We start from the raw sequence: 19,835 nt of genomic DNA, 5'->3' as shown, positions 1-19,835 counted from the left end.
GGGAGAGGCCCGGAGGAGGCCGCCAGGAACCGGACGGGCGGCCGGGCCGTCTGGTCTGAGGACGGCGCGACGAGGCGGGGGTACGGGGGATGCGTGCGATACGGGGGATACAGGTGGGGCGGGAGCCCAGGCGGGCGCGACGGGTGTTGCTCGTCGTGTGCGCGCTGCTGCTGACGCAGCTCGGGTCGCTGATCGCACCGGCGTACGCCTGCGGCTGCGGCGCGATGGTGCCGGCCCGGCAGTCCACGATGGGCGTCGACAGGGAGACGTCGGTGGTCCGTTGGGACGGCACCACGGAACAGATCGTGATGCGTTTCACGGTCAACGGCGACGCGCCGGAGGCCGCGTGGATCATGCCGGTGCCGAGCCGCGCGGATGTGGAGCTGGGCGATCCGGACCTCTTCGGCGAACTGGACGATCTCACGGCGCCGGTGGAACGTACGCGGTACTACTTCTGGCCCCGCGACGGCGACTGGCCGTTCGCCTCGGGTGGCGAGGGGGCCTCGGCCGGCGCGCCGCCCCCGGTCGACGGTGCGCCCGAGGTGGGTGTCGTGGGCCGCGAGCGGCTCGGCGACTTCGACGTGGCCCGCCTGACGGCGACGGACCCGGACGCGCTGCGGGACTGGCTCGACACGAACGGCTTCGATCTGCCGGCCGACCTCGCGTCGGGGCTCCAGCCGTACGTGGACCAGGAGTGGGAGTACGTCGCGGTGCGGCTGGCCCCGGAGGAGAAGGGCGCGGCCCTGGGCGGGACGCTCGACCCGCTGCGGCTGAGCTTCGAGAGCGACCGGCTGATCTACCCGATGCGCCTCTCCCGGCTGGCGGACGAGCCGCAGTCGCTGGGCCTGTACGTGCTGGCGGACCACCGCATGGAACCACGCGACGCGATCGGCGGGGACGCGCCGGAGGTGCGCTTCGCGGGCCGGGTCTCGTCGGCGGACGCACCAGCGCTGGGGGAACTGACGGACGGAGAGCCGGACGAGAGGCCACTGTTCCTGACGGCGATCGACCAGTATTTCCCCCAGCCCGAACGCATAGACGCGGACCATGAGTTGCGCGCGACGGCGTCGGACGCGACGTACCAGGAGGTGCGCTACGACGACGAACTGCGCATGTTCGCGGGCGTCCCGGCGTGGCTGGCGACGGTGGGCGCGTTGTTCGTGGTGCTGATACTGCTGGTGGTGGGCGCGGCCGTGCTCCGGGTACGCCGCCGGGTGGTGTGAACGGGGCGGTCCTCTCCCCCTACTGCCTGGCGCCGGCCCCGACTTCCGGCCCCCGAGGGGCACTTGCCTGCCAGCCGGTGAACAGCGGGACCTCGGCCGTGGCGTCCAGGACCACCACGCCGAAGGGGCGGTCGAAGGCGATCGGTACCACGCGTGGCGGGCGGGCCATGCCCGCGGCTCGCATCATGATCGCCGTTACCGCCGCCGCCTCGACGCCCAGTTCGGCGACCTTCACCACCGCTTCCTGCACCACCTTCTCGATCTTGAGGGGTTCCGGCGAGAGCCCGGAGAAGTCGGCGAGGTCGGTCGTCGCGTACGTCACTCCGAGCGCGGGCAGTTGGGGTGTGATCTCCAGTGTCGTACGGAGTTCGAGCCGTGGCAGGAAGAGGTTGATCCGCTCGGTGTCGATCCGGGCGCGGCGCGACTCGGGCGCCCACGCGGCGGGCAGGACGTCCGCCGCCCTCGCCCCCTCCGCGCCGAGTACGAACCGCACCCGCAGCGCGGACTCGCCGCCCTCGCAGCGCAGTTCGACCACGTGCGTGCCGTCCACGGTCCACCCGGAGCCCGCTCCGAGCTGCTGCCGCATGGTCGGTACGGCGTGGACCGTCCCCGCGGCGTCCGTGAAGGGCAGGTCCGCGGTGTCCCTCGCCTCGAACGGCATCTGCCAACGCGCCTTCAGCGCGAGGACGTTGACGAGCGCGAGCAGCGTCTTCTCACTGACTTCCGCCGGCAGCTTCTCGATCAGCCCGCCGGTCGCCTCCCGTACCCAGGCGTCGATCTCGGCGGGATCCATGTGCCCGAAGCCGATGTCGGGCAGCGCATCGCGGTACGCGCGGTAGACCGGGACGCGGCTCCAGACCCGGGTGGCGACGCCGAGTTGCTCGGTCCTGGCGAGTGCGCGGGCGGTGTCGGTCACGGCCCCTGCCGTGCCGGATCCCGTACCACCGAGCCCCAGCAGCGTCTCCAGCTCATCGGCCGTCTGCCCCCGCGCCCCGGCGGTCACCGCACCGAGCGCCAGCCACAGCCCGGCGGGCGAACAGACGAAGTCGCCGTCCACGCCCCCGTGTTCACCCTCGCCCCGTACCCGCAGCCACCGCTCGGCGAGTGCCTGCATCGGCCCGGCAAATGTCGTCAGTCCTGTCGGCTGTCCCATGCGCCGAGCGTACGACGCGGGTGCGGCGCCGTTCGGCGAGCGCGGCCGCTCAGACCGAGTGATCCCCGCGCCGCTCCGGGCTCTTGGGCCGCTCCGACCTCGATCCGCACAACTCGTCGCTCAACTCCCGTACCAGCTGCACCAGATCGGTCGGCCGGTCCGGCCCCCACCAGTCGCCCAGCATCCTGGCCAGCGACTCCTCCCGGGACTTCGCCAGCACCTCCGCCACCTCCGCGCCGTGCTCGGTGAGCACAAGCCCCGGGCCGTCGCGGCGGGCCAGCCCGCGCTCCTCGATCTGCCGGGACGCGTCGTTGATGACCGTCAGCGGTACGGGCGTGGCCTCGGCGAGACGCGCGGGCTCGACCACTCCGTGCCGCCGAATCCGCAGCACCATCCAACTGGCCGCCGGGAGCAGGTCGTAACCCGCCCGCTCGGTGATCTCCTCGTAGATCCGCCGTCGCCCGTCGCGGCTGCCGAGCACCGACAGCGCGCGGGCGACCTCCTCGTGCGAGGAGCGCTCGACCGGGTTGGAGGCCAGGGTCTGGGTGGCCTCGGGGGCGGTCACCGAGCCACGCAGCTTGTCCTCCTTCAGGAACCACGACACGACGAAGGCCAGGAGGACGACGGGCACGGCGAAGAGGAAGACATCGGTGATGGACGTCGAGTACGAGTCGAGCACCCCGGAGCGGATCGCGGGCGGCAGCGTACCCACGGAGCGCGGGTCGGCGGCGAGTTCCCCCGGGCTCACGCCGGGCGGGAGCCGCTGTCCGGCGAGGGCGTCGGTGAGCTTGTTGTTCAGCAGGTTGGTGAAGATCGTGCCGAAGATGGCGACACCGAACGACGCGCCGATGGAGCGGAAGAAGGTCGCGCCGGAGGTGGCGACGCCCAGGTCCTCGTATCCGACGGAGTTCTGCACGACCAGCACGAGCACCTGCATGACGAGGCCGAGACCCGCGCCGAAGACGAAGAAGTACGCGCTCATCTCCCAGGTGCCGCTGTTCACTTCGAGCTGGTGGAGCAGGAGCAGTCCGACCGCGGTGACGCCGGTGCCGGCGATCGGGAAGACCCGCCAGCGGCCCGTACGGCTGACGATCTGCCCGGACACGGTGGAGGTGATCAGCAGCCCGAACACCATCGGCAGCATGTGCACACCGGACAGGGTGGGGGACACGCCCTGCACGACCTGGAGGAACGTCGGCAGATACGTCATGGCGCCGAACATGGCGAAGCCGACGACGAAGCTGATGACGGAGACGAGCGAGAAGGTCCTGATGGTGAACAGACGCAGGGGCAGTACGGGCTCCGCGGCCCGCCGCTCGACCCGGATGAAGAAGACCAGCAGGATCACGGCGAGTACGGCGAGGCCGATGATCTGGCCCGAGCCCCAGGCCCAGGTGGTGCCGCCGAGCGAGGCGACGAGGACCAGGCAGGTGGCGACGGAGGCGATGAGGAAGGTGCCGAGGTAGTCGATGGTGTGCTTGGTGGAGCGCACCGGGATGTGCAGGACGGTGGCGATGACGGCCAGCGCGACGATGCCGATCGGCAGGTTGATGTAGAAGACCCAGCGCCAGCTCAGGTGCTGGGTGAACACCCCGCCGAGCAGCGGCCCGAGAACACTCGTGGCACCGAACACGGCGCCGAACAGGCCCTGGTACTTGCCTCGCTCACGCGGCGAGACGATGTCGCCGACGATCGCCATGGACAGCACGATGAGCCCGCCGCCGCCGAGGCCCTGGAGGGCGCGGAAGATGATGAGCTGGAGCAGGTCCTGGGAGGCGCCGCAGAGGGCCGAGCCAATGAGGAAGATGACGATCGCCGTCTGGAAGAGCCGTTTACGGCCGTACTGGTCACCGAGCTTGCCCCACAGGGGGGTGGCGGCGGTCGAGGCGAGCAGATACGCGGTGACGACCCAGGAGAGATGGTCGAGGCCGCCGAGGTCACTGGCGATGGTGGGCAGCGCGGTGGAGACAATGGTCTGGTCGAGCGCGGCGAGCAGCAGGCCGAGCAGCAGGGCGCCGATGGACACGAAAATGGTCCGCCGGCTCTGGCCCTCTCCCGGTTGGGGAGTCGTGGGCGGCGTGCTCGCTTCCTGAGCCATCGGCATCTCCTCGGGTCTGAACCTGCGCCCATACTGATCGTTCTGCTCGTTTATAGCCTGTTATGTCCCTACGGAGGCGGTGGTCGGGCGGGTCGGTCGCCGGTCGCCCGGTGGTGGCGCGGGGGCGGGCTGCATAATCGCTCACAGTGCAAGGGAGGGGATCCACATTGACCGGACAGCTCTGTCCCGAGTGCGGTACGCCGCAGGACGCGTACGGGCGACCGGGCGCCGGCTGCGACTGCTCCGAACGGGCGGCGATAGCGGCGGCCGAGGACTTCGACCCGCTGCGGATACGGCCGTACGTACCGCTGCGGGAACCGGACGGGGCCGTACCGTCCATCCCGCCGCCGCCTCCGCCGGACTTCGGCGACCGGTCGGAGGGCAACGACCCGGCCGAGACGATGCGGCTGGTGCTGCCGGGCCTGCGCACGACCGGGCCGCGTCCGACGGGTGATCCGGAGCGGAAGGGCGGACGCAGGACGTTCGCGATGGTCGCGCTGACGGCGGCGGCCGTGGCGGTGATCGGGACGGCGTCGTTCGCCGGCGGGCTCTTCACGGGGGACGACGGGAACGACGAAGCGACGTCCGACCTGAACTCGGGGCTGCCGACGGCGAGTGCGCGGCCGGATCCGTCGGAGTCGGAGTCCGCGCCGGCCTCGGCGTCCGCGTCCGCCTCCGCTTCGAAGTCGTCGTCGGCGTCCGGTTCGGCGTCCGCCTCGGCTTCGGCTTCGGCGAGCGCGCCGGAGTCCGCCGAGGGCGGGCCGCCGGCACCGAGCACGAAGCCCGCCGCCACGGGCCGGGCCCCGGCGAATCCGCCACAGCAGGGCGGCGCGGGAACGCAGGACTCGGGTGCCGGGGCGGCTCTGCGGCGCGGGGACAGCGGGGCGGAGGTCGAGGAGCTTCAGCGCAGGCTGTCGGAGGTCTGGCTCTACAACGGCGGGTACGACGGCCAGTTCGGCGAACGGGTGGAGGGGGCGGTCCGCATCTACCAGTCGTACAAGAGCATCGAGGGCGACCCGAGCGGGGTGTACGGCGAGAACACCCGGCGCGCGCTGGAGGCGGAGACCAGTGGGAACGGCCGGGAGCAGGGTGGCGGTGATGGCGGCGGCGGCGGTCGGCCGGGCCAGGGAGAGGGCTGGGGGCGGGACTGACGGATGGTGACGGGGCCGGTCAGGAGAGGTGGGGGTGGCGTGATCCCGCCGTTACTTTGTATAGTCGTTGAACAAAGCGGTTCCCGTCCGTATCCCTGACCGGCGGGCGGGAGCCGCTCTTGCCTGTGCTCATCCTCCGCTCTCCCTGCCTGGAGTCCGCCGATGCCGGCCAACGTCCCGACCACGACGACATCCGTCCTGACCGCCCGCGCACTGCTGCTCGACATGGACGGGACCCTCGTCAACTCCGACGCCGTCGTGGAACGCTGCTGGCGCGGCTGGGCGGTCGACCACGGCCTGGACCCGGAGGAGGCCCTGAAGGTCGTCCACGGCCGCCAGGGCTATCTGACGATGGCGGTACTGCTGCCGGACCGGCCGATGGAGCAGAACTACGCGGACAACCGCGTGCTGCTGGCGCAGGAGACGGCGGACCTGGACGGGGTGGTCCCCGTGGCGGGCGCGCCCGCGTTCATGGCGGCCATCGCCGGGCTGCCGCACGCGTTGGTGACGTCGGCGGACGAGGCGCTCGCCACGGCCCGTATGACGGCGTCGGGCCTTCCGATGCCCGCGCTCCGGATCACGGCGGAACAGGTCTCGGCGAGCAAGCCCGACCCGGAGGGCTTCCTGAAGGCGGCGGCGGAGTTGGGCGTGGACCCGGCGGACTGCCTGGCACTGGAGGACTCCGAGGCGGGCATCGCGGCGGCGCGGGCGGCGGGGATGCGGGTGCTGGGGGTGGGGCCGAGGGCGGTGCCGCTGTCACCGACGGCGCATACGTTGGACTTGACGGATGTACGGGTGACGGGGCTGCCGGACGGGACGATCCGGATCCGGGTGGGCGTCTGACTTTCCCCCACCCCGCCCCTTCCCGAAACCGGGGGAGCTCCCCCGGCCCCCCTTGGCGCCCGGGGCCAGCCAGTTGCACCCGGGCCCGGGTGGCGCGCCCGCACACCCAACGTCCCCCGGACATACGCGGCGGCGCGCGTTCCTGACGCCCCGCAAGCTGAACACCGAACGCACCGTCGGCAAGGAACCCCCTCCGGCGTCAAGGGGGTCCGGGGGCAGGCCCCCCGGTTTCGGGAAGGGGTGGGGTTGGGGGAAAGCCACCCCCGGACCCCGACATTTCCCCCCGTACGTCAGATACCGCCCGCCCGCGCGGAGTTGGCGCCCACACCCGCCCCGACAACAGGCCACCCCGCGCCCCTTGATGTGACGTGCCCATGTCGTCACGCTGTTACCTGGTGCCCACCTCGCAGCAATCCGGCACCGACAGCATGGGCGCTCGGGTCCACCCCCCAAGTTCGTTCCGAGCGGTCAGTTTCCCCCCACGACAAGGGAGTTCGCATGTCAGGTATCTACGCGCGTCAAGGCCGTCCCGCCGGCCGAATAGCCGTCATCGCCGCATCCGCCGCCCTGGTCTCGGCCACCGCGCTGCTCGTCGCGCCCACGCCCGCCCAGGCATCCCCGCCCACCCCCATCGCCGCCTCCACCGCCCGCACCTACCTCGGGCAGCTGACCGTCCGTGCCGAGGGCTCCACCAGTGGCTACAGCCGTGACCTGTTCCCGCACTGGATCACCCAGTCCGGCGCGTGCGACACCCGCGAGACCGTCCTCAAGCGCGACGGTTCGAACGTGCAGCAGAACTCCAGCTGCGCGGCGACCAGCGGCAGTTGGTACTCCGAGTACGACGGCGCCACCTGGAGCGCCGCCAGTGACGTGGACATCGACCACATGGTGCCGCTCGCCGAGGCGTGGACCTCGGGCGCCAGCAGCTGGTCGACCGCGCAGCGGCAGGCCTTCGCCAACGACCTCGGCAATCCGCAGCTGATCGCGGTCACGGACAACGTCAACCAGTCCAAGAGCGACCGCGACCCGGCCGAGTGGATGCCGCCGCGCGCCGCGTACCACTGCATGTACGCCCGTATGTGGGTGGACGTGAAGCACGCCTACGGCCTGTCCGTCGACTCTGCCGAGAAGAGCAAGCTGCAGAGCGTCCTCAACGGCTGCTGACCAGCGAACCGCTGCTGAACAGCCACCTCTGACCGGTCGCGCGACCGCTCCGCGCGACCGGTCGTGCCGCCTTTCACAGGCCGGAACCTGGTCCGCCCCCTCCGACGTTCCGTACCGTACGGGGCGACGGAGGAGGCACCATGACCGGGCTGCGCCTGGGACCACTGCTGCGCTATGTCGACGGGGAGTCGGCCGGCACAGCCACGATCTGGGTAGAGACGGACCGGCCGTGCACGGCGGAGGTCCGCTGCGACGGCGGCGCGTACGGCTCGTCGCGTACGTTCCTGATCGCAGGACACCACTACGCACTCATCCCCGTGACCGGGCTGACCCCCGGCACCGAGGTCGCGTACGAGGTGCTGCTGGACGACGTACGGGTGTGGCCGCCCGAGAACTCCACGTTCCCCCCGAGCGTGATCCGTTCCCCGGCCACCGAAGGACCCGCCGCACCGGCCGGACCGTCCGAGCTCCGCGTCTCCTTCGGCTCCTGCCGCTGGGCCTCCGCGCCCGTCGGTGAGCCGGACCCCGTCGGCCCGGACGCCCTTCACACCCTCGCCGCGAGCCTGACGGCCGATCCCGGAGCCGTACGCCCCGACGTACTGCTCCTGCTCGGCGATCAGGTGTACGCCGACGAGACGTCGAAGGCCACCCGCCGATGGCTCGCCGAGCGCCGCGATCTCGCCGAACCGCCCGGCGCGGAGGTCGCCGACTACGAGGAGTACACCCGCCTCTACGACGAGTCGTGGAGCGACCCCCAGGTCCGCTGGCTGCTCTCCACCGTCCCGAGCTGCATGATCTTCGACGACCACGACGTCATAGACGACTGGAACACCAGCGCGTCGTGGGTGGCCGAGATGCGTACCAAGCCGTGGTGGCGGGAGCGCATCCTCAGCGGCCTGATGTCGTACTGGGTCTATCAGCACCTCGGCAATCTCTCCCCCGCCGAACTGGCCACGGACAAGCTGTACGCCGAGGTACGCGCGGAGGCCGACGGCACCGCCCGGCTACGGGAGTTCGCCGCCCAGGCCGACGCCGATCCGGCCTGTGTGCGCTGGAGTTACCGCCGCGACTTCGGCCGTACGAGGCTGCTGATGGTCGACTCCCGGGCGGCCCGCGTCCTGGCGGAGGGACACCGGGAGATGCTCGACGTGGACGAGGCCCAGTGGCTGCGCGACCAGGCACTGACCGACCCCGGCGCCCGCGACCATCTCCTCATCGGCACGTCCCTGCCCTGGCTCCTGCCGCCCCTGATCCATGACGCGGAGGGCTGGAACGCCGCGCTGGCCGGGGGCGTGCGCGGAAAGCGGTGGGCGCGCTTCGGCGAGAGTGTGCGGCGGATGGCGGACCTGGAGCACTGGGCGGCGTTCCCGGCGTCGTTCGAGAAGCTGGCGCGGCTGATCGCCGAGGTGGGCAGCGGCGCCGAGGCCCCGGCGACCGTCTGCGTACTGTCGGGCGACGTGCACCACGCGTACGTCGCCGAACCGGCCTGGCGCGAGGGGCGGTCGCAGCCGCGGTCGCGGGTCGTCCAGCTCACCTGCTCCCCCGTGCACAACTCCATCCCGCTCTCGATCCGCCTCGGTTTCCGGTTCGGCTGGAGCGGGATCGGGCGGCGTCTGGGCCGCGCGTTCGCCCGGCACGGCCGGGTGGCCGCCCCGTCCGTCACCTGGGGGAAGACCGGCGGTCCCTGGTTCGGTAATCAGCTCATGACGCTCACGTTGCGGGGACGCGCGGCGCGTCTGACCCTGGATCAGGCGCAGGCGCGGGACGGCGGAGAGAACGGAGCGGACGCGGTGGCGCGGCTCGTCACCGTCGACGAACGGGAACTGGTCCCGGAGCCGTAATTACGCCCTGCTTTCCTCACCTTTCCCCGCATCTGCGCCTATGAGCCCGGTTCCGCCGTACCGATCATTGGTCTGCTCATGCCATACCTAATGGGACCTCCGTCGCAGTCGCGACAAGGTCACACAAAGACGCAGGTCAGAGGGTACGACTGGAATTCGCCACGGAGAACGGCCACGGGGCCGAGATGCACCCGTCGGCCGAATGTTGAACTTGCAAGCATTCCTTAGGGCTGCCTAACGTGAAGGCTCTCGTCGGTTACGTCCCGAACCGAAGGAGCTTCACCCCCCATGTCCACACGCCTCAACCATGCGCAGCCGTACGCCCTCGGGCTCTTCCGAATGGTGATCGGACTGCTCTTCGCCTGCCACGGCGCCGCGACACTCTTCGGCGTCCTCGGCAAGGACACCGTCGACGCCGGCACCTGGCCCGGCTGGTACGCCGCCGTCATCCAGCTCGTGGGAGGCAGCCTGGTCCTCCTCGGCCTGGGAACCCGGATCGCCGCGTTCGTGGCCTCCGGTTCCATGGCGTACGCGTACTTCAACGTCCACCAGCCCGACGGGCTGTTCCCCATGGAGAACGGCGGTGAGGCCGCGGCGATCTTCTGCTGGGCCTTCCTGCTGATCGTCTTCGTCGGCCCCGGCGCGCTCTCGCTGGACCGGTTCATCGGCACGCGCGGCACACGCGAGCCGGAGCCCCGGGATCAGCGGACGGCGGTGCCGGCCTGACGGACGGCCCGACCGCTCGACAGCCGCACAGCTCGACCGCTCAACCCGCTCGACCGCTCGGCAGCGACGCAGGCGCCCGGATCCCGTTTCCACGGGGTCCGGGCGCTCTCGCCTCCGGCAGGCTCGACCGGACACATGACATTCGGCCATTTCCCGATCTCGGTCAACCGGCAAACAGGAGGTGGACAACACCCGCCCCGTGGGAAGGTGGTCCACCACGCAGGCGTACGCTGTACGGCTGACAGCCACTCCCACTTCGCCCAGGCGCAAGGGAATCGGCCGTCAGGGGGTCAGGGGGAATACGAGTCCGGGAGATGTCGGCCTCGTTACGGAAACGGGGAATGTAAAAGTGCTGGAGAGTCTGGGCGCGCTGACCGGCAGCCCATGGATCTACGCCGTTGTGGCGCTCTCCGTGCTCCTGGATGTGTTCCTGCCCGTGCTGCCCAGCGGCGTGCTGGTGATCACGACGGCCACGGCGGCAGCGGGCTCGTCGGCCGTCGTCGACGCGGCCGGCAAGGTGTCGCACGCGGCGCATGTGCCGCAGGAAGTGCCTTCACTGCTCGTACTGATGGTGTGCGCGGCCGTCGCCTCCGTGATCGGTGACTTCGTCATGTACCGACTCGCCTGGCGCGGCGGCGACCGGCTGGCCCGCGCGATCGCGCGCTCACGCCGGCTGACCACCGCGCAGGAGCGTCTCGGCGCGTCCCTCACCGGCGGCGGGATCCTCGTCGTGATCGCGCGCTTCGTGCCGGCGGGCCGCTCGGTCGTCTCGCTGAGCGCGGGCGCCGCGCACCGCAAGATGAAGGAGTTCCTGCCCTGGTCGGCGCTGGCGGCCGTGGCATGGACGGGCTACAGCGTGAGCCTCGGCTACTTCGGCGGCCAGTGGCTGGGCTCCAGCTGGTTCGGGGTCGCGGTGTCCGTACTGGCGCTGTTCGCGGCGGGGACAGTGGCCGCGTACATCGTGCGACGCCCGGCGCGGGCGCGGGTCCCGGCGTCGGCCGTCTAGGGCGTGTTTGAGAAGTAGCGTCGTCCGCCCATCGGGCGGGGCCCACGGCGTCTGGTGCGTGCGATCGCAAGGCGGAGGATCAGCCCCGTAGATGGACCGGACGTACTTGGATGACTCCGACAACGCAGCGAGCGCGCGTGCCAGGCGTCGTGGGCCAGACGGGACTTCTCAAACACGCCCTAGAGACGCCTGCGGGACGGGACTTACCTGCGGGTCGCCGCGCCTCGTACCTCGATGCCGTCGAGCAGCCGCATCGTCGAGGCGGTGATCTCGTCGACGGCCCGGTCGAACACCTCGCGGTTGTGGGCGGCGGGCGCGCGGAAGCCGGAGACCTTGCGTACGTACTGGAGGGCGGCGGCCCTGATCTCCTCCTCGGTGGCCTCTTCGGGGATGACGGGCGGACGGAGAGTCTTGATACTGCGGCACATAAGTCCAGTGTCGCCGATCCGTATGACAGATCGCCGCCCGTGGTGGGTTCAGAATCAGAACTGATAGCTTCGCCCGCATGACGACTGTCGACTTCACCTCGATGACCGGCCTCGAACTGCTCCGCTGGGCGTCGAAGCAGCCCACCGACCTGCCCTCCATCGGACGGCTCCTCGGTATGACCTTCGACGAGCTGGAGGAGGGCCGCGTCGTCCTGTCGCTCAGCACCAAGCCCGACTTCGCCAACCCGCTGGGCACGGTGCACGGCGGCATCGCGGCGACGCTGCTCGACTCGGCCCTGGGCTGCGCCGTGCACACGACGCTCCCGGCGGGTGTCGGTTTCACGACGCTGGAGCTGAAGGTGAACTACATCCGTACGGTCGCCGTGGACGCGGGACGGCTCACGGCCGTCGGCACGACGATCCACGTGGGCCGGCGTACGGCGACGGCGGAGGGCAAGGTCATGGACGAACGCGGCAAGCTGATCGCCCACGCGACGACGACCTGCATGATCCTGCGCCCCGAAGCAGGCCCAGCCGCTTAGGGGTTGAGCTCGGCCCTGAGCGTCGGGCGTACGTCCCGAGGGTCGATCGTGCCGCCACAGTCGGGGCAGGCCAGTTCGGGCGTCATCCGGTGGCCGCACGTCTCGTGGTGGAGCCGTACGGGCGGGCCGTCGTCGCCCGCCATCCACCGGTCGCCCCAGGCGAGGAGCGAGACGATCACGGGGTAGAGGCCGACACCCTTCTCGGTGAGCCGGTACTCGTACCGCTCGGGCCGCTCCTGGTACCGCACCCGCCGCAGCACCCCGTGCTCCACCAGCGTGGCCAGCCGCTCGGTCAGCAGGGGCCGCGAGGCGCCCGTGTTCGCGCGGAAGTCCTCGAACCGCCGTACGCCGAGGAACGCGTCGCGCAGCACGAGCAGCGTCCAGCGGTCCCCCACCACCGACAGGGCGCGCGCGACCGAACAGTCGACCTCACCGATCTCGTTCCACCGCATGCGCCGAGTGTAGGAGCCGCAGGAACCGGTCCGAGGACACGCGGCGGCGCGCTCAGGGCCGGGCATCGCGGCGTACAGCCGTTTCGGGCCGTACGGCTACGGACCAGCCAGGGTTGTACGTGTCCGGCACCGGCCGGCGCGGCCACTCCCTGGCCCAGTGCGGCGGATCGGCGCGCCGCAGGATCACCGCCGTGGCGGGAGCGGGGTCGGCCATCGCGGCAGACGCGCAGCCCGCGGTGTAGGCGACGGGGATCGCCAGGCTGTTCCCCTTGATCAGACACGGCGGCCGTACACCGCCCTCGCGCAGTACGGCGCTGATCCGCTGCCAGTCGGCGCGCGCCCGTTCCTGGACGCTCACGTGTGTGCGTACCTGCGCGATCTGTACGGCGGCGTGCCCCAGCAGTACGACGGCGAGCGCGACCCTGACCAGGCGGGAGGCGCGCGCCCGGTCGGCGACGGCGAGCAGACCGACGGCCGCCGGCAGCGCCAGCAGGGCGTAGCCGGGCAGGAGGAAACGGGGCGCCGCGTAGGGGACGAGGAAGAGGTACGGCAGCGCGGCCGACGCCCCCACCGCGACCGCGAGCCGGAGCGGTGCGGTCGCGAGCCCGGCGCGGCGCGTGGTCCACAGCCCGAGCGCGACGAGCAGCGGGAGCAGCAGCCACCACGCGGCGGCGCCGGGGGCCATCGTGTCGTCCGTACAGGGCCGGCAGAGCAACGGGCCGTCCAGGGCGGTGAGATGGGCCTTCAGCGAGAGGACGGGGCGCATACCGCCCTGGGTGTCACTGGCCTCGCTGAGCCGCCGCGCCACACCGCCGAACCGCAGCCATGCCTCCACGACCCACGGCACCGCCCCCGCCGCGACACCCGCCGCCACCGCCACGAGCCGCCCCCGGCCGCGCCAGGCGGGCACCAGCAGCGCGGCGGCGAAGAGCGGAAGGGCCACGGCGGCACCGTCGTTGGGCCGCATCAGCGTGACGACGGCCAGCCCGGCGGCCAGCCCGGCGTACGCGGCACGGCCGGGGTCGCGCCGCAGAAAACATCCGGTGGCGGCGAGGGCGCCCATCGCCGTGTAGTGGTTGGGCATCGCGGAGTTGGCGTAGAACAGCGCGAACCACAGGCTCCCGTACAGCGCCGCGGCCACCGCTGCCCCCGCCGGCCGCCGCAGTGCCCTCATCACCCCCACCCACGGCCGGAACCCGAGATAGAGCGCCCCGCCCGCGAGCGCGGTCATCCAGAGCCGTAGAAGGACGACGGAATCGGTCCACGAGGCGACGGGCGCGAGCAGCAGGGGCACTCCGCGCGTACGCGGCGCGCTGAACGGGACGCCGGGGCCGTACGGGCCGAATCTGCTGGCGTAGACGATCTCGTCCCACCCCAGCGGCAGCCCGAGGGGCACGAGGACTCCTGCGACGACCACGAACGCCGCACAGACCGCGCCGACTCCACCGCGCTCGCGGACACCGCCGGGGTCCGGGGGAAGAGCATGAGCGACGACCGGCCTGACGTCTGTCCGCACGCGTGGCACTCCCCGTGTCGCCTGTCGGGGCCGGTGGTCGACCACCGGTGCGGATCAACTCCGCACAACACGGCACTTCAGCCCAACTCGCCCCATTCCCGCATCATCCTGCCATCCGCTGCCCGCACCGCCGACCGGGCGGACCGGCCGGCAGGGCGGGCACGGACAGGGCGGGCGCGGACAGGGCGGGCGCGGACAGGGCTCAGTGGTGCGGCCGCCGGGGCGTGGCGGGGCGTCGGCCCGGGGCTTGCCTCGGCGGAACCTGACCCGTCGTGGGTGCCGTCGGTGCGGGCAGGTTCGCCACCTCGTACTTGGCCAGGTTCAACGCACCGGTCGTGTCGGGCATCGTCGGCGGCTCCGCAGGCCTGTGGTGGAAGCGGAAGGCCGAGGTGAGGTCGCCGAAGGTCCGCCTGCGCCAGGCGCTGATGTTCGTGCACTCGACGCCGGTCACGGCCTCCAGGAAGCGGAGGTTGGACGTGTGATCGAAGGGTTCACTGCACACCCAGCCGCCCGCCGTCCACGGCGAGACGATGATGCAGGGCACACGGAACCCGGCGCCGATGGGCAGCCCGCCCCCGTTGACGCCGCCCGGCGATGTCCTGGTCACGAACTCGTCGGGGGTGCCGGCCGGCGGTACGGGCGGCACCACGTGGTCGAAACCGCCGCCGTGCTCGTCCCAGACCAGGATGAACACGGTCTTGGCCCACACGTCGGGGTTCGCGGCGATCGCGTCGATGGCACCGGCGATGAACTGCGCCCCGGCCGCCGGACTGCTGGAGTTGGGGTGCTCGTCCTGCCCGGGGCCGGGAAAGAGCCAGCTCACGGTCGGCAGCCGGTCGTGGAGCGCGTCGTACTCGAACTGACCGAGCTGGCTTTTCTGCGAGTTGATGTAGAGCGGCGAGGAGGTGGGGGCCTCCCGGAACGCCTTCCAGTACGAGGTCTGGCTGCGCATGCCGCCATCGACCCAGTAGAACTTCCAGCTCACATCCGCCTCGGTGAGCATCTCGGCGTACGTGGGCCAGGTGTTCTCCTTCATGTTGTTGATGAGAACGGGACCCCCGTTCTCACCATTGGGATCGATGGTGCCGCTCTCCCACATGACGCGGTTCGGCGTGGTCGAGGAGAGCATCGAGCAGTGGTAGCGGTCGCAGATCGTGAACGCGTCGGCGAGCGCCCGGTGGAACGGGATGTCCTGCTCTTCGTAGTAACCCATGACGAGTGAGATGTCGGCACCCGTCTGCGCGTACCGGGAATTGGCCGACATCCACGAGTCGATCTTTCCGCCGTTCCACGCGGCGTGCGAGACCTGCCACGAGTAGTCGCCGGGACTCGGTATCCTCGCCGCCGATGTCGTACGGCTGTCCATGTGCCACGGCAGCAGATAACCGTCGCTGTTGATGTCGGTGGGCTGGTGGAATACGTTCCGCCCGGTCGGCAGCTGAATGGCGTGCGGATCCGAGAAACCCGCCACACCGGACATGCTTCCGAAGTACTGGTCGAAACTGCGGTTCTCCTGCATGAGCAGCACAACGTGCTCGATGTCGCGGACCGACGGCTTCTTGCCGGGTCTGGAAGTCGCCAGCGCCTTCTCGACGTTGGGGGCCATCAGCCCCAGCGCCGAACCCCCCGCGGCGGCGGCACTCGCCCCCAGCAACCGGCGCCGGGTAAACGTCGGATCCGTCATCAGAAACCCCTCACCTCGATGCGATTGGCGGATCGACGCTAGGGCGTGTTTTAGAAGTAGCGTCGTCCGCCCACTGGGCGGGGCCCACGGCGTCTGGTGCGTGCGATCGCAAGGCGGAGGATCAGCCTCGTACTGGACGTACTTGGATGACTCCGACAACGCGGCGAGCGCGCGTGCCAGGCGTCGTGGGCCAGACGGGACTTCTCAAACACGCCCTAGGCGCCGGCCACCAACACAAGATCGGCCTGTGAGGAATTCCCGCTGAACCTTGGATACCGGACGGAGCTCACCGGACTGAACCGCGGACCCGTTCGTCAGGTCCGGGCGTGCCCACCGAGTTCTCCTGAATGATCACTGAAGAGCCCCTCACCGATCTCGGTGGGCTCGTGTGCAGGTCAGCCATGGTGGGCGCGGACGGTTTCGAACCGCCGACATCTGCTTTGTAAGAGCAGCGCTCTACCCCTGAGCTACGCACCCTGGATGAGGCAACAGCGTACATGGCGCAGCGCTCCCGCTCCCAACGCCTTCGCAGGCCGGGCCGCCGCGGGTGGGGGGATACCCCCACCAACGAGACGGTGGCCGGCCGGATCGAGTGGGGGCGGGGGGATTCGTACCGTGGAGGGACATTCGCAGGAACGTCTTGGGGGACCGATCGCCGTGGACACATCTCGTACGCCCGACACCCGCCGTACCCGCTCCGCCCGCCGTGGCCGCACCTTCGTCGTCGCCGGGGGCGCCGTGCTCGCCGTGGTGGTCGTCGGTGGGTGCGGGAGCGCCGATGCCGACGAAGCGCCCGTCGAGAAGCGGTCGTTCGCCTACAGCGGGAAGACGCTGACCATCGCGGCGGACAACTCGTCGATCGATCTGGTGCCGGCCGATGTGAAGGACATCGAGGTGACCCGGCAGGTCGACGGGTGGGTGTTTCTCGGTTCGGGGCCCGACTCCGTATGGAAGCTGGAGGACGGCACGCTCACGCTCAAGCTGAAGTGCGAGGCGGTGGTGAACAACTGCGTGTCCCGGCACACGGTGAAGGTGCCGCGCGGCATGGCCGTGAAACTGCGGAACGACAACGGCCGGGTCCGCGCCGACGGGTTCGGCACCGAGCTCGACCTCCGCTCCGACAACGGGTCGGTCGAGGTACGGAACTCCAGCGGCACGCTGGATCTGTCCAGCGACAACGGCAAGGTGACGGCGGAGGGCGTCTCGTCCAAGTCCGTACGCGCCCGGTCGGACAACGGGGCGGTGCGCCTTGAGCTCACCTCCGTACCGGACACCGTGGACACCTCCAGTGACAACGGGTCCGTCACCATCGACCTGCCGGGGTCCGGCACCGCGTACGCCGTGAGCGCCAAGAGCGACAACGGGCGCGTCGACGTGGACGTACCGACGGTCGACAACAGCTCCCACATGGTCAAGGCCCGCAGCGACAACGGCAAAGTCACAGTCCGAAGCGCGAACTAACCGACCCGTGTGTTCGTCCCTACCTGGTGGGAGAATGAATTGGGCAGGGCGTAATCGGCACGGGAGAGGGATGTGACGGCGACGACACGGGCGCAGCCGCACGCACGAGCGAGGGCGGGTGGCGTCCGTGATGTCCTCACCCTGATGCTGCTGCCGGTGCCCCTGCTTGTCGCGGCTCTGCCGGGGGCTTTCGCCGGCGGGGGGACACGACGCTGGTTCGGCGGGCGCGGCGAGAATCAGCGCGCCGGCGCGCAGGCCGCGAAGGACGCCGCCGCCGCCGCTTTCTACGAGCTGGACACCGCCCAGCGTGACCTGCGCATCTCGATAGAGACGATCACCGCGGTGGACACCTCGCCGGGTGCGCGCCGGGTCGCGGACGAGTTCGCGGCGCTGGGACGGCGGATCGACGAGGCCAGCAGCGGCTACATCAGCGCCGTCGACGCGCACGACCTGGACCGGGACGACCTGGAACCGTCCGTCGCGTCGACGGCCCGTACGGAACTGACCAAGGCCAAGGACGAGCTCGTACGGGTCAAGGGCGAACTCGACCGCTTCGAGCGCGGGCTCGGCCCGCTGCTCGACAAGGCGGAGACACAGCTCGCGCGGCTGGCGCCCGCCGTGGAGCGGGCGCGGCAGACGCTGCTCGCGGCGAGCAACGCTCTCGACGCGGTACGCGGCTCCGGTCTGCGCGCCGACGATCTCGCGGCGCGGCTGGCCACGCTCGGCCCGGAGCTGACCAAGCTCAACCAGGGCGCGGGCCGGCACGGCGTGGCCGAGACCATTCAGCGCGCCGACCGGGTGCTGCGGGACGCCGAGGCCGTACGGGCCGAGGCCGAGCAGCTGCCCGAGCGCGCGGCGGAGATCGACCGGCGGCTGGTGTCGCTGCGTACGCGCGCACAGGCCCTGACGACGCGCGCGGGCACGGTGGAGCCGGTTCTGAGCGAGCTGAGGCGCCGGTTCAGCGCCGCCTGCTGGCAGGACCTCCAGTCCGTGCCCGAGCAGGCGGGGACCTCCGTGCACCAGGCGGAGGAGAAGCTGAAGGAGGCCGCCAAGGCCCGCGAGGAGCAGCGGTGGCCGGACGCTACGGCCCTGCTCAGCACGGTACGGGCGCTGCTGAACTCCACTGACGAGGCCGTGTCGGCCGCCGGTGACCGGCTGCAGCGGCTCAACGCCGTATCGAAGGACCCGCAGCAGGAGATCGACCGGACGCGGTTCGCCGTACGGGACGCGCAGCGGCTCGCGATGGCCGGCCGCAACACGCCCGATCCCCGGCACGCGCGCCCGCTGGACGACGCCGTGGTGCGGCTGGACCGGGCGGTGGCCGGGCTGGAGGGGCGGCATCCCGACTGGTGGCACTTCCTGACGGAGATGGAAGCGGTACGGAACACGGCATCCCGTGTCGTCGGCGAGATCCGGGACGAGCGGGGCGCGGGGGCCTGAGCGGCGCCCCGGTCCGGTCGTACGCACGCCGGTCCAGTCGTACGCACGCCGGTCCGCTCCTACGCGGGACCGCCCAGTCACCACCCCCACAACCGCCCGATTTGTCCCCTCGTCCCGCCGGGCCGATCCTTGAAATACACAGGGACACCGGCACGCATGGCTGAAGGGGGCCGCACATGTCCGGTCACGGGACCCTTTCCCGCCCGCCCACAGGGCAGCGGAAACGGCGGGTCAGGCTCGACGAACATCTGCCCGTCGACCACCGCCTGAGCACGGTCTACCGGATAGGCGCGGGCCTGATCGGTCTGGTACTGCTCGTGTTCGGAATCCTCGGGCTGGTCAACCAGATCGGTGTCTTCGGCACCGGCAGCCACACCACCGCCGGTCTGAACACCAACGGTGCGCTGAGCGTCCTGTCCATCTGCGTCGGCGTCCTGCTCTTCGTCGGCATGCTGATCGGGAAGAACTTCGCATCGACCCTGAACATGATCCTCGGCTTGCTGTTCATCCTCAGCGGCTTCGTGAATCTCGCGCTGATCGACAGCGGATTCAACCCCCTCGCCTTCCGCATCCAGAACGTGCTGTTCAGCTTTGTGGTGGGCGTGCTGCTCATGTTCTTCGGCATGTTCGGGAGAGTCAGCGGCAGCCTGCCGCACGACAATCCCTACTGGCGGGCCCGCCATCCGACCCAGGCCGAGCACGAGCGTCGCACCCGGGACGCCGCAGGGAAGCGCGCGGTCCACGCCCACCGTGCCGTGACTTCCCACCGGCAGGGCGGGCACCGGCCATCCGGCTAACCTGGCCCCATGCCTCGCTACGAGTACCGCTGCCGCCCTTGCGACACCACGTTCGAACTCAGCCGTCCCATGGCCGAGTCATCAGCGTCGGCCACCTGCCCCGCCGGCCACCAGGACACGGTGAAGCTGCTGTCCACCGTCGCGGTGGGCGGCTCGGCGAAGGGCTCACCGGCCGCCGCCGCACCCGGCCCCTCCGCGGGTGGCGGAGGCTGCTGCGGTGGCGGCTGCTGCTCGTAGCTCTCCAACCGCGCCCAGGCGCTGAGGCGGTCCGCCGCCGCCCGGCGAGGCCGCCTCGATCAGCGTGCCCGAG

At 70.9% G+C, this 19,835-nt stretch carries 18 protein-coding genes and 1 tRNA gene; 12 read left to right on the top strand and 7 right to left on the bottom strand.

What is annotated here, in order from left to right:
- The first annotated feature begins 143 nt into the window (after window positions 1-143).
- On the top strand, window positions 144-1,223 hold the full coding sequence (locus OIE74_RS27650) for a DUF2330 domain-containing protein (RefSeq protein ID WP_443076245.1): 1,080 nt from the start codon (window positions 144-146) through the stop codon (window positions 1,221-1,223).
- A gap of 19 nt (window positions 1,224-1,242) precedes the next feature.
- On the opposite strand, the gene OIE74_RS27645 is transcribed toward OIE74_RS27650, so the two are convergent.
- Entirely contained in the window at window positions 1,243-2,376 is a 1,134-nt protein-coding gene (locus tag OIE74_RS27645; RefSeq protein ID WP_329388284.1) for a serpin family protein, read from the bottom strand.
- A 49-nt stretch (window positions 2,377-2,425) separates the two neighbouring features.
- Window positions 2,426-4,474 carry an MDR family MFS transporter gene (locus OIE74_RS27640; protein WP_329388282.1) on the bottom strand — a complete coding sequence of 683 codons (2,049 nt, stop codon included), beginning with the start codon at window positions 4,472-4,474 and terminating at the stop codon, window positions 2,426-2,428.
- A 167-nt stretch (window positions 4,475-4,641) separates the two neighbouring features.
- Between OIE74_RS27640 and OIE74_RS27635 the strand changes: the two genes are divergently transcribed.
- The 6 genes from OIE74_RS27635 (at window position 4,642) to OIE74_RS27610 (ending at window position 11,205) form a co-directional block, all read left to right on the top strand.
- Window positions 4,642-5,625 carry a peptidoglycan-binding domain-containing protein gene (locus tag OIE74_RS27635; protein ID WP_329388279.1) on the top strand — a complete coding sequence of 328 codons (984 nt, stop codon included), beginning with the start codon at window positions 4,642-4,644 and terminating at the stop codon, window positions 5,623-5,625.
- Window positions 5,626-5,787: 162 nt separating this feature from the next.
- Complete coding sequence (locus OIE74_RS27630; protein ID WP_329388277.1) at window positions 5,788-6,468, top strand: HAD-IA family hydrolase; 681 nt, start codon at window positions 5,788-5,790, stop codon at window positions 6,466-6,468.
- A 498-nt stretch (window positions 6,469-6,966) separates the two neighbouring features.
- On the top strand, window positions 6,967-7,632 hold the full coding sequence (locus OIE74_RS27625) for an HNH endonuclease family protein (protein WP_329388275.1): 666 nt from the start codon (window positions 6,967-6,969) through the stop codon (window positions 7,630-7,632).
- Window positions 7,633-7,772: 140 nt separating this feature from the next.
- Window positions 7,773-9,473: an alkaline phosphatase D family protein gene (locus tag OIE74_RS27620; protein ID WP_329388273.1), complete on the top strand. Its 1,701-nt coding sequence runs from the start codon at window positions 7,773-7,775 to the stop codon at window positions 9,471-9,473.
- Window positions 9,474-9,761: 288 nt separating this feature from the next.
- Complete coding sequence (locus OIE74_RS27615) at window positions 9,762-10,199, top strand: DoxX family protein (RefSeq protein WP_329388271.1); 438 nt, start codon at window positions 9,762-9,764, stop codon at window positions 10,197-10,199.
- Window positions 10,200-10,548: 349 nt separating this feature from the next.
- The gene (locus OIE74_RS27610; RefSeq protein ID WP_329388270.1) at window positions 10,549-11,205 is read left to right on the top strand and encodes a DedA family protein; all 657 of its coding nucleotides are present in this window, start codon (window positions 10,549-10,551) and stop codon (window positions 11,203-11,205) included.
- A 203-nt stretch (window positions 11,206-11,408) separates the two neighbouring features.
- Here the strand turns inward: OIE74_RS27610 and OIE74_RS27605 are convergent, their stop codons facing one another.
- Window positions 11,409-11,633 carry a DUF2277 domain-containing protein gene (locus tag OIE74_RS27605; protein ID WP_329388268.1) on the bottom strand — a complete coding sequence of 75 codons (225 nt, stop codon included), beginning with the start codon at window positions 11,631-11,633 and terminating at the stop codon, window positions 11,409-11,411.
- Between the two features lie 77 nt (window positions 11,634-11,710).
- On the opposite strand from OIE74_RS27605, the gene OIE74_RS27600 reads away from it, so the two are divergent.
- Complete coding sequence (locus OIE74_RS27600; protein ID WP_329388266.1) at window positions 11,711-12,175, top strand: PaaI family thioesterase; 465 nt, start codon at window positions 11,711-11,713, stop codon at window positions 12,173-12,175.
- Here OIE74_RS27600 and OIE74_RS27595 read toward each other — a convergent pair.
- From OIE74_RS27595 to OIE74_RS27580, 4 genes are all read right to left on the bottom strand, one after another.
- A complete protein-coding gene (locus tag OIE74_RS27595; RefSeq protein ID WP_329388264.1) occupies window positions 12,172-12,627 on the bottom strand; it encodes a winged helix-turn-helix transcriptional regulator in 456 nt (151 codons plus the stop codon). The genes OIE74_RS27600 and OIE74_RS27595 overlap by 4 nt on opposite strands.
- Before the next feature lie 52 nt (window positions 12,628-12,679).
- On the bottom strand, window positions 12,680-14,143 hold the full coding sequence (locus OIE74_RS27590) for a hypothetical protein (RefSeq protein WP_329388262.1): 1,464 nt from the start codon (window positions 14,141-14,143) through the stop codon (window positions 12,680-12,682).
- A gap of 202 nt (window positions 14,144-14,345) precedes the next feature.
- Window positions 14,346-15,827, bottom strand: a complete 1,482-nt coding sequence (locus OIE74_RS27585) for an alkaline phosphatase family protein (protein WP_329388260.1) — start codon at window positions 15,825-15,827, stop codon at window positions 14,346-14,348.
- A gap of 402 nt (window positions 15,828-16,229) precedes the next feature.
- A tRNA-Val gene (locus OIE74_RS27580) sits at window positions 16,230-16,304 on the bottom strand.
- A gap of 180 nt (window positions 16,305-16,484) precedes the next feature.
- Between OIE74_RS27580 and OIE74_RS27575 the strand changes: the two genes are divergently transcribed.
- The 4 genes from OIE74_RS27575 (at window position 16,485) to OIE74_RS27560 (ending at window position 19,762) form a co-directional block, all read left to right on the top strand.
- Entirely contained in the window at window positions 16,485-17,288 is an 804-nt protein-coding gene (locus OIE74_RS27575; protein WP_443076244.1) for a DUF4097 family beta strand repeat-containing protein, read from the top strand.
- 72 nt (window positions 17,289-17,360) lie between these two features.
- Window positions 17,361-18,728: a hypothetical protein gene (locus OIE74_RS27570; RefSeq protein ID WP_329388258.1), complete on the top strand. Its 1,368-nt coding sequence runs from the start codon at window positions 17,361-17,363 to the stop codon at window positions 18,726-18,728.
- 176 nt (window positions 18,729-18,904) lie between these two features.
- Complete coding sequence (locus tag OIE74_RS27565; RefSeq protein ID WP_329388256.1) at window positions 18,905-19,525, top strand: DUF4383 domain-containing protein; 621 nt, start codon at window positions 18,905-18,907, stop codon at window positions 19,523-19,525.
- Window positions 19,526-19,534: 9 nt separating this feature from the next.
- Entirely contained in the window at window positions 19,535-19,762 is a 228-nt protein-coding gene (locus OIE74_RS27560) for an FmdB family zinc ribbon protein (protein ID WP_329388254.1), read from the top strand.
- The last annotated feature ends 73 nt before the right edge of the window (window positions 19,763-19,835 follow it).

The organism is Streptomyces sp. NBC_01716 (assembly GCF_036248275.1).
GTDB lineage: Bacteria > Actinomycetota > Actinomycetes > Streptomycetales > Streptomycetaceae > Streptomyces.
The sequence above is the reverse complement of the archived record's forward strand: the minus strand, read 5'-3'. Positions and strand labels throughout refer to the sequence as shown.